Origin of the sequence: Pseudomonas putida, from assembly GCF_028682475.1 — a bacterium.
Taxonomy (GTDB): Bacteria; Pseudomonadota; Gammaproteobacteria; order Pseudomonadales; family Pseudomonadaceae; genus Aquipseudomonas; species Aquipseudomonas putida_AG.
Genome location: NZ_JANHLE010000029.1, coordinates 58,704 through 65,814 on the forward strand (window position 1 = coordinate 58,704; position 7,111 = coordinate 65,814).

Consider the following 7,111-nt stretch of genomic DNA (forward strand, 5'->3'; position numbering starts at 1 on the left):
CCGGAACAGCCATTGCTGAACTCACGCCGGTCATTAGTTAGCAGTAATTCCAGCAGCATTCCGGGCAGGGTGAAACTTACAGATATCTGGATAACTTCAATGTTTGCGCTGCTTGCCTCAGACACACGACACTTACTTGTAGAACAAGTCAATGACCAACGAAGCGTCGAAGGGACCTAAAACTGGATTCGCTCGCCAGACCAAGTCAGCACGAAATTCATTTGTCGAATATTCTTTCCCAGTCAATACCGCCAGTGGAAACCAAGTAGAAAAAGGAACTTTCTCGTTGGTTTCCTGGCGATACAAAGATATACCAACAGAACTGTTCTTTGGGGGCACCAGCAAGTTATCCACTATTTTTCCACCACCTGCACTCGCTGAAAAACGAGCACTCACCGTGTAGGGGGTATCGCAATCTTTTTTCAGGCCCAGGCTAAAGCTTCCGCTGCCAGCAACCTTTCCAATTTGAGCCTCATCTGTTCTAATCCTCGAAAAATTGACAACACTTGGAGATACGAAAAGTTCAGGACTGCAGGGTACAAATCGAATTTTGTCCAAGCCGGAAATTACATAATTGAGGTTACTATCCGGCACCATATTAAGCCCTCCTTTGCCATCGAGTTGAAATACCCGATATTCCTTGCTTGTAGTGGCCTGCCCTGACACCGGCGTCGCGCCATACTTTTCAACGAACACGCTAAAGTTCAAGGTGAACCTGGCCCTGTCCCAGCCTTCACAACCTCCTCCATAGCAATCCGTCCATGAGTCATAGCCTGTGCTGACTGCGCCACTACTCTGGGTAATAGCATTTGAATTGTAGCGGATGCCAATACGTATTCCTTGACCAATATTGACCTTCCCAGGATTCATATGAAAGTATATATATTCGCGCCCTGAATTATTATCATCGGCGCACCGAACGTTGATCGAGCGCGGTTCAGACTCCCATATAATTGTACCGTCCGGCGCATCTGCAGCGACGGCTATTGCTGTGCCCAGATCTTGCTTGGAGATGACTTGATCTGTACGATCTTCCTTGCATAGTAACGCAAAACAAGTGGCAGGACTGACACCTAAGGCGAGAAAGCAAGTTAGCAACAGTTTTTTTCGAGTCGGCATTTGAATATCCTTCCTGAAGTTAAAGTCAGAGTCGCACCCTATTTTAAATTAGCCTTTCGATGAACTTGCAAACCACCATCAGTAATTTCTGTGAAGGTGATTTGCACCTTGCCATCTAGAGCAGATAGCGGTGTCTCAATCGAGTGCGTTTCTCCCGGCCTCAAAAATAGGTAGTCGCAGAGAAAAATTTTTCGATTGTTTAGGCCGACTTCCAAGTTCACCAGGGAAACATGGAATGCCCCAGGGTTGCTCACTTCTATTTGCGCTCGCTGATTGATTTCCCACTTTAGCTGTTGAACCGATTCACTTGAGGAACCGTGCAGACCAGGTGGCCGATAAAAAAGTTTTAAGCGCTGGCGTATAGCAAATTGTACGCCGTCTTCCTGATCTGGTTTTCGTGGAGCTTCCAGGATATTCAACCAGAGCATCGACTCGCGATCTTCGGGTAGCCCCTGCCCCGCATAAAACACGCGCACCAAATGGCGCTCTTGGCTACCCAACTGCACCAGTGGCTGGACAATTGCAAAGGGGGCATCGCCGCGATCATTGTCGTAAGCGTAAGTGATCCAGCTTTGCATTAAGGTGTTTTGTTGACTTTGATTTACCACGCCAATGCTGGCTTCTCTGTCGGTTCCAGCGTAAATCAGGCGGGTTCCTTCGATCTTGAGAAATGCTTGGGCATCCGTTACGACGCCGATAAGCAATAAGATCGCGCCTAGTAATTTCCTCGGACGGCTTCGTTCAGTCCGACGTCGCGTGCTGCTGAGCATCTACGGACAATAGCTCCTGGCAAGGGTGAAATGGGATGACACTTGCCATGCTAAACAGCGACAGGGAAGACGGCTTTAAGACGTTTCTGAAAGCGTCGGAGGTGCTACATCACTGGGATGTGCAAGGGAGGGCGTGAGCGCCGGAAGAGACGCACCTTATAGAAACCCAAAAACGAAAAAACCCCGCAGACCTAAGTCTGCGGGGTTTTCGTATATGGCGGAGAGATAGGGATTTGAACCCTAGGTACTGTTGCCAGTACAACGGATTTCGAATCCGTCCCGTTCGGCCACTCCGGCATCTCTCCAATGGCGCGCATGATACCAGCAGTTTGCCTAAAGGCAAAGCCTGTTTGCGAAAAAAATTCGCGTGGTATCAGGCGCTTGCGTGAACTTGCCGGTTACAGCGGCACGCCCAGGCGTTTGGCAACTTCTTCGTAGGCTTCGATCACGTCGCCCAGACCCTGACGGAAGCGGTCCTTGTCCATCTTCTTGCGGGTTTCTTTGTCCCACAGACGGCAGCCGTCCGGGCTGAACTCGTCACCGAGGACGATCTCGCCGTGGAATACACCGAACTCCAGCTTGAAGTCGACCAGCAAGAGGCCGGCGTCGTCGAACAGCTTGTTCAGCACTTCGTTGACCTTGAGCGACAGGGCTTTCATCTTCACCAGTTGCTCGGCGGTGCCCCAGCCGAAGGCGACAACGTGGGATTCGTTGATGAACGGGTCGCCCTTCTCGTCGTTCTTGAGGAACAGTTCGAAGGTCGAAGGCTCAAGCTTGATGCCCTCTTCCACACCCAGACGCTTGACCAGGCTGCCGGCGGCGTAGTTACGCACGACGCATTCAACCGGGATCATGTCGAGCTTCTTGACCAGGCACTCGTTGTCGCCCAGCAGTTTGTCGAACTGGGTAGGAATGCCGGCCTCTTCAAGCTTCTGCATGATGAAGGCGTTGAACTTGTTGTTCACCATGCCCTTGCGGTCGAGCTGTTCGATACGCTTGCCGTCGAACGCCGAGGTGTCGTTGCGAAACAGCAGGATCAAGCGGTCAGCGTCGTCGGTCTTGTAAACCGACTTGGCTTTGCCGCGGTAGAGTTCTTCACGTTTTTCCATGATGGGCTCCGCTTGCTAAATAAGATGGGCTAGGCGATTTCGCGCCAGTCGAGCCCGCAATCCTGGTTGGCCACTTGCAGCCAGTCCGGGTCGCACCCGAGGGTGTCGACGAAACATTGCCGGGCCAGCTGTGGCTGGTTGTTCTTGCTACTGAGATGGGCCAGCACCAGATGCTGCAGGTTCTGCCAGTCCAGCTCCGACACCAGGCGCGCGGCCTGATGGTTGTTCAAATGTCCGTAGTCGCCACCCACCCGCTGTTTGAGAAACATCGGGTAAGGCCCGCGTCCAAGCAGGTCGCGACAGTGGTTGGCCTCGATCAGCAACGCATCCAGGCCCTGGTAACTTTCCAGCAGGGCGGCGTCGTAGGAGCCAAGGTCAGTCAGCACGCCGAAACGCCGGCTGCCGTCGTCAAACACATACTGCAACGGCTCCAGCGCGTCGTGGGTCACGCCCACGGCGCGGATGTTCAGGGCGCCGATCTGCAGGGTCTCGTTTGCCGCCAGAAAACCTGCCGCCTCGACCGGTTTGCGCAGGCCGCGCAAGGTGCCGCGGCTGAGGTAGACCGGTACATTGTAGCGCCGCGCCAGCAAACCGACCCCATGCACGTGGTCGGCATGTTCGTGGGTTACCAGCACAGCACTCAACTGCTGGGCAGAAACGCCGAGCAGCGCCAGGCGCCGCTCGGTTTCACGCAGGGAGAAGCCGCAATCGACCAGGACAAGGGTGTTGTCACTGGCGATCAGCGTGCCATTTCCCTGGCTTCCACTTCCAAGTACGGCGAAGCGCACTTAACCCAGGTTGTCCTGAATCACGCTCAGCACGCGGCGGGCGACATCAGCCGGGGCCACGGTGTTGATGTTCTTCTCAACGGTGACCTGGACGCTGTCGCCAACCTTGCTCAGGCGTACCTGGTAACGCTCGGCACGGGCTTCACGCTCTTCCTTGCTCGGCGCGCTGCCAAACAGTTTGCCGAAGAAGCCCGGCTCCTGGTCTTTGGCCTCGGCTTTTTCCGCCAGGTTGATGTAGTACAGGCCCAGGCTGCGGTTGATGTCTTCAACCCGCCATTCGCCCTGCTCCAGGGCACGGCCAACGCTGGACCAGGCGCGATCGAGGTCGGCGCCCAGGTTCAGTACCGGGTTGCCGCTACCGTCTTCGCTGAGGCTGACACGGCTTGGCGCATCGAAATCACGCGCGGCGAGCAACGACACCGAACCGCCCTTCTCGGCGCTGCGGGTCATGCTGGCGAGCATTTCGTCGACCAGCATGGCATCGACCCCGGTGTTTTCCGAACGGGCCGGGAAACCAGGCTCGGCGGTGCTGCCCGCCGGACGCTCGACGCTGACGATGTAGACTTCACTGGTGTTGCGCTGCACGCCCGGCTCAATGCGGATACGCGCACGCACTTCGTTGTCGCGGCTGCTCGAGGCACTGGCCAGACGGCTGGCCATAGCGCCGGAGAGCTCGTCAAAACGCTGCCAGGTGGTGTTGAACTCACCAGTCTGCGGGCGTTCTTCGGCAATACGGAAGCCGTTGTCTTCAAAGAACTGCCGGGCCACCGGCCAGACTTCGGCCGGGGCGCGCTGGGCCAGGACCCAACGGGAACTGCCGCTCTTCTGCAGGCTGAAATCGCTGATGTCGGCAGCCGCGCTCAATGGCTGTGGACGCGGCACCTCGAACTCGCCCTTGACGTTGTCGTCGGCGACGTTACGCGGAATCGGCAGCAGCGGATCAAGGCGCTTGGCGCTGCTGATGTCCGGTGGCATCTGCATCGGCGCCTTCTGCGTGGCCTCCAGATAATCGCTACCACGGTCACGGAAGTAACCCTCTTCGCCCCAGAGCCAGCCACAACCACTGGTGCTGGAAATGATCAAGGCAAGGGCGGAAAGACCAGCCAATCGCTTCATGCGGTGTACGTCCTCAATTAAAACTGCAGGCCGCACTGGCGCATGGCCTGGCGTACCGTATCGTGACAGGATTCGCTCAGCCAGGTCAGCGGCAGGCGGATGCCTTTGTGCATCAGGCCCATTTCGACCAAAGCCCACTTCACCGGAATCGGGTTGGCTTCGATGAACAGGTCCTTGTGCAGGGGCATGAGTTTTTCGTTGATCGCGCGAGCCTTCTCGGCATTGCCCTCAAGGGCGGCTTCGCACAGATCGGCCATTTCGCGCGGGGCGACGTTGGCGGTAACCGAGATGTTGCCTTTGCCACCCAGCAGGATCAGCTCGACCGCGGTCGGGTCATCGCCGGACAGCACGATGAAGTCCTTGCTCACGCCGTCGATAATGGCCTTGGCGCGCTTCAGGTCGCCGGTGGCTTCCTTGATACCGATGATGTTCGGTACGGTCGACAGGCGGATCACGGTCTCGGCCTGCATGTCGCAGGAGGTGCGGCCGGGAACGTTGTAGAGGATCTGCGGGATGTCGACGGCTTCGGCAATGTGCTTGAAGTGCTGGTACAGGCCTTCCTGGGTCGGCTTGTTGTAGTACGGCACCACCAGCAGGCAGGCGTCGGCGCCGGCGTTCTTGGCGTTGCGGGTCAGGTGCACGGCTTCGCTGGTGGAGTTGGCACCGGTGCCGGCGATTACCGGAATGCGACCGGCAACACGCTTGACCACGAACTCGATGACCTTGATATGCTCTTCGACATCCAGGGTTGCGGACTCGCCGGTGGTACCGACGGCGACAATGGCGTGGGTGCCCTTCTCCAGGTGGAAGTCCACGAGTTTGCCGAGGCTGTCCCAATCAAGACGCCCTTGTGCATCCATGGGTGTGACCAATGCCACCATACTGCCCGCAATCATGAAACTGCTCCTGCCGGAAAAAGAGAGCGGTAATGGTACTGGCGCCATCGGCCTTGCACAAGCGAAGCAGGCGGCTGGAGCATTCCCCTCGGCGGCCATTTTCGCTACCCTTCTCTCTTTGATCGGTACACAGCGGCCCGCCGGGCTGCCGACAACCTGCGCAGGCAGTGCCCAAAGCCTCGATCCTGAGCCCCGGGACCACGCCTTCCCGCCATTCTGACCTGTCGGGTACCGACCGCTCATCGCTTTAGGAATGCTGCATGTCCACCCCCACCGTTCGCGAACAATTCCTTGTCATCAGTGCTCTGGGCGCCAATCCCATGGAACTGACCAACATCCTGTGCCGAGCCAGTAACGACAATCGCTGCTCGGTCGTCACCTCGCGCCTGACCCGTCACGGCGAGTGCAGTGCACTGGTGCTGCAGGTTGCCGGTAGCTGGGACGCCCTGGCGCGTTTTGAAGCCGCCCTGCCGGGCCTGGCCAAGAAGCACACCTTCACCGTGAATGTGGTGCGCAGCGCCGAGCTCGAAGTGCGCCCGCTGGCCCTGCCGTATGTCGCCTATGTCAGCGCCGCCTATCGCCCGGACATCATCAACGAGCTGTGCCAGTTTTTCATCGACCACCATGTCGAGCTGGAAAACCTCACCTGCGACACCTACCAGGCGCCACAGACCGGCGGCACCATGCTCAACGCCACGTTTACCGTGACCCTGCCGGCCGGCACCCAGATCAGCTGGTTGCGTGACCAGTTCCTGGACTTCTCCGATGCCCTGAACCTGGATGCGCTGATCGAACCCTGGCGCCCACAGAACCCACTGTAAGGAAGCTTTCCATGGCCGTTGAACTCGACCAACCCGTCGCCGATTTCCAGGCCCAGGCCACCAGTGGCCAGAACGTCAGCCTGGCAGATCTGAAGGGCAAGCAAGTGGTGCTGTACTTCTACCCCAAGGACAGCACCCCGGGCTGCACCACTGAAGGTCAGGGTTTCCGTGACCAGCATGCAGCCTTTGAAGCGGCCAACACCGTGGTTTTCGGGGTTTCACGTGATGGCATCAAGTCGCACGAAAACTTCAAGGCCAAGCAGGCGTTCCCGTTCGAACTGATCAGCGACAAGGACGAAGCCCTGTGCCAGCTGTTCGACGTGATCAAGCTGAAGAAGCTTTATGGCAAAGAATACATGGGCGTTGATCGCAGCACGTTCCTGATCGACAAGAATGGTGTGCTGCGCAAGGCCTGGCGTGGCGTGAAGGTGCCGGGGCATGTGGATGCAGTGCTCGCTGAAGCGCAGGCGCTGAACAAGGGCTGAGGCCTCA

General features: G+C 57.4%; 8 protein-coding genes and 1 tRNA gene. 2 read left to right on the top strand and 7 right to left on the bottom strand.

The annotated features are described in order from the left end of the window. Window positions 1-132 precede the first annotated feature (132 nt). From NPS47_RS20790 to dapA, 7 genes are all read right to left on the bottom strand, one after another. A complete protein-coding gene (locus NPS47_RS20790; protein ID WP_274296652.1) occupies window positions 133-1,119 on the bottom strand; it encodes a fimbrial protein in 987 nt (328 codons plus the stop codon). A gap of 38 nt (window positions 1,120-1,157) precedes the next feature. Continuing rightward, window positions 1,158-1,889: a fimbrial biogenesis chaperone gene (locus tag NPS47_RS20795; RefSeq protein ID WP_274296653.1), complete on the bottom strand. Its 732-nt coding sequence runs from the start codon at window positions 1,887-1,889 to the stop codon at window positions 1,158-1,160. Between the two features lie 215 nt (window positions 1,890-2,104). Continuing rightward, window positions 2,105-2,194 (bottom strand) — tRNA-Ser (locus NPS47_RS20800). Between the two features lie 93 nt (window positions 2,195-2,287). After that, window positions 2,288-2,998, bottom strand: a complete 711-nt coding sequence (gene purC / locus NPS47_RS20805; RefSeq protein WP_038613804.1) for a phosphoribosylaminoimidazolesuccinocarboxamide synthase — start codon at window positions 2,996-2,998, stop codon at window positions 2,288-2,290. A 29-nt stretch (window positions 2,999-3,027) separates the two neighbouring features. Continuing rightward, window positions 3,028-3,786, bottom strand: coding sequence for an MBL fold metallo-hydrolase (locus tag NPS47_RS20810; protein ID WP_274296654.1), 759 nt, complete (start codon window positions 3,784-3,786; stop codon window positions 3,028-3,030). Beyond that, window positions 3,787-4,902 (bottom strand): outer membrane protein assembly factor BamC, encoded by a 1,116-nt coding sequence (gene bamC, locus NPS47_RS20815; RefSeq protein WP_038613808.1) that lies wholly within the window; start codon window positions 4,900-4,902, stop codon window positions 3,787-3,789. Window positions 4,903-4,919: 17 nt separating this feature from the next. Then, the gene (gene dapA / locus NPS47_RS20820) at window positions 4,920-5,798 is read right to left on the bottom strand and encodes a 4-hydroxy-tetrahydrodipicolinate synthase (protein ID WP_274296655.1); all 879 of its coding nucleotides are present in this window, start codon (window positions 5,796-5,798) and stop codon (window positions 4,920-4,922) included. Window positions 5,799-6,058: 260 nt separating this feature from the next. Between dapA and NPS47_RS20825 the strand changes: the two genes are divergently transcribed. Next, entirely contained in the window at window positions 6,059-6,619 is a 561-nt protein-coding gene (locus NPS47_RS20825) for a glycine cleavage system protein R (protein ID WP_038613813.1), read from the top strand. Between the two features lie 11 nt (window positions 6,620-6,630). Then, the gene (locus tag NPS47_RS20830; RefSeq protein WP_274296656.1) at window positions 6,631-7,104 is read left to right on the top strand and encodes a peroxiredoxin; all 474 of its coding nucleotides are present in this window, start codon (window positions 6,631-6,633) and stop codon (window positions 7,102-7,104) included. The last annotated feature ends 7 nt before the right edge of the window (window positions 7,105-7,111 follow it).

Bases quoted from the DNA above. Each gene is read 5' to 3' on its own strand.
- NPS47_RS20790 (WP_274296652.1), bottom strand. From the start codon at position 1,119: ATGCCGACTCGAAAAAAACTGTTGCTAACTTGCTTTCTCGCCTTAGGT.
- NPS47_RS20795 (WP_274296653.1), bottom strand. From the start codon at position 1,889: ATGCTCAGCAGCACGCGACGTCGGACTGAACGAAGCCGTCCGAGGAAA.
- purC (WP_038613804.1), bottom strand. From the start codon at position 2,998: ATGGAAAAACGTGAAGAACTCTACCGCGGCAAAGCCAAGTCGGTTTAC.
- bamC (WP_038613808.1), bottom strand. From the start codon at position 4,902: ATGAAGCGATTGGCTGGTCTTTCCGCCCTTGCCTTGATCATTTCCAGC.
- dapA (WP_274296655.1), bottom strand. From the start codon at position 5,798: ATGATTGCGGGCAGTATGGTGGCATTGGTCACACCCATGGATGCACAA.
- NPS47_RS20825 (WP_038613813.1), top strand. From the start codon at position 6,059: ATGTCCACCCCCACCGTTCGCGAACAATTCCTTGTCATCAGTGCTCTG.
- NPS47_RS20830 (WP_274296656.1), top strand. From the start codon at position 6,631: ATGGCCGTTGAACTCGACCAACCCGTCGCCGATTTCCAGGCCCAGGCC.